The organism is Halomonas sp. PR-M31, from assembly GCF_001039575.1.
In the GTDB taxonomy this organism is placed as follows: domain Bacteria; phylum Pseudomonadota; class Gammaproteobacteria; order Pseudomonadales; family Halomonadaceae; genus Modicisalibacter.
On sequence record NZ_JIBT01000090.1, the window covers coordinates 1 to 1,883 of the forward strand.

1 protein-coding gene is annotated in these 1,883 nt (G+C 56.0%); it reads left to right on the top strand.

The features are described 5' to 3' along the window. Positions 1-327: 327 nt before the first annotated feature. Positions 328-1,883 (top strand): methyl-accepting chemotaxis protein (locus CH74_RS17425; RefSeq protein ID WP_048308811.1); only part of this gene is annotated, 1,556 nt, incomplete at its 3' end.

The following is a 1,883-nucleotide window of genomic DNA, read 5'->3' on the forward strand; positions in this document are numbered from 1 at the left end:
GATCAACACCTTCGTGCTGGGCGAGGAAACTCCGGCTGCCACGAAAAGCGTCAAGACGGCCAAGGCGCCAGCGCCCTCCTCTACCGTAAAACCGGCACCGACCAAACAGGCCGCTCGGGAAGAAGCCGAGGAGTGGAGCAGCTTTTAAACGCGGGACTATCCAGTAAACGCGAAACGCCTGGCCATAGGGTCAGGCGTTTTTGTTTGCGCTTTTAGGCAGACAGCAAGTCGTTTTCGTCAGGCATGTTAAGTAAGAATTTTATTACAGTTGATGCTACTGGTGCCGATAACTCTGTTTGCCCAATTACAAACCGAGAGCCTTTTCAAATGAAACCCTCGACAGCAGTTCGTCGCATTCTGACGCTGAATCTACAAAACAAAATTCTGCTACTTGTCCTTGTTCCACTACTGCTCATCGCCATTGCACTGGTTGGTATCGCCTCCTACGACCGCTTTCAAGACTCTCGCACTACTCTCGTCAAGCAGCGTGAGATGCTCATTGATGCAAGAAGAGAAACGGTACACAACGTGGTCGAGACCGCCAAGTCGTCGATTGCCTCGATCGTTGCCAATGCTGGCCCCAATGACGTTCAGGCTCAAGAACGTGCCAAGGCCATTTTGCGCGATATGCGCTTCGACGATGGTAACTATGTCTTCGTTTACGATTATCAAGGCACGAATCTGGTCACCGCGCCCATGCCTGAGCGTGAAGGTACCAACATGCTCGATACCCAGGACCAGAAAGGCAATTACATCGTGCGCGACATGATAGAACTTGCCAAGCAAGGGGGCGGTTACTACCAGTACTACTGGCCCCATCCTAGCGACGGGGAAGTCGTATCCAAGCAGTCCTATGCAGCCAATATTGACAAGTGGGGCTGGATGCTGGGTACCGGTGTTTATATCACCGATATCGACGCAGCCATGGCAGAGGTTGAAGCCGACATGGCAAGTGATTTGAAAGGCTCCATACTGGCAGCGGTACTGATCGGCATAGCAATGTTCGTCGTTTTCGCCGCTGTTGCCTTTTGGCTTGTACGCCACACCGTGCAACCCATTCGCCGTACCGCCGTCACCATGGGCGACATCGCCCAAGAAATTGCCGCCGGCAAGGGCGATTTAACACGTCGCTTGCGTGTCGAAAGTCACGATGAGATAGGCAACCTGGCGACTCAGTTCAACGCCTTCGTCGAACGTATTCAGGACATATTGCGTGTCGTGCGCGCTAGTACCCATAGCGTCAACCAAGCTGCAGACGATATTGCTCAGGGCAGCGACGAACTTGCCTCGCGCACCGAGCAGGCCGCGGCCAATCTGCAGGAGACTTCAGCCTCCATGGAGGAGATCACTTCCACCGTGGGCCACAGCGCAGATTCCGCTCAGCAGGCCAACAAACTGGTGCAGTCCACCGCGGACGTAGCGCGTCAGGGTGAGGCGGTGATGAGTCAGGTCGAGCGCACCATGGAAGACATCAACACCTCTTCTACTCAGATCGGCGAGATCATTACCATGATCGATGCGATCGCCTTCCAGACCAACATTCTGGCGCTCAACGCTTCCGTGGAAGCGGCCCGGGCCGGTGAACACGGCCGCGGCTTTGCGGTGGTGGCTCAGGAAGTGCGCACCCTGGCCAGCCGTTCAAGCGACGCCTCCGGGCAGATTCGTACCCTGATCGACACCTCGGCTTCTCATACCAAGTCCGGCGCGGAACTCGTGCGCAATGCGGGTCAGACCATGCAAGAAATTGTGGCAAGCGTCGCCCGGGTTACGGACGTGATCGGCGAGATCAGCGCCGCCACCAAGGAGCAGAGCAGCGGCATCGGTCAGGTCAACACCGCCGTGATGGAAATGGACAGCATGACCCAGCAGAACGCCGCCATGGT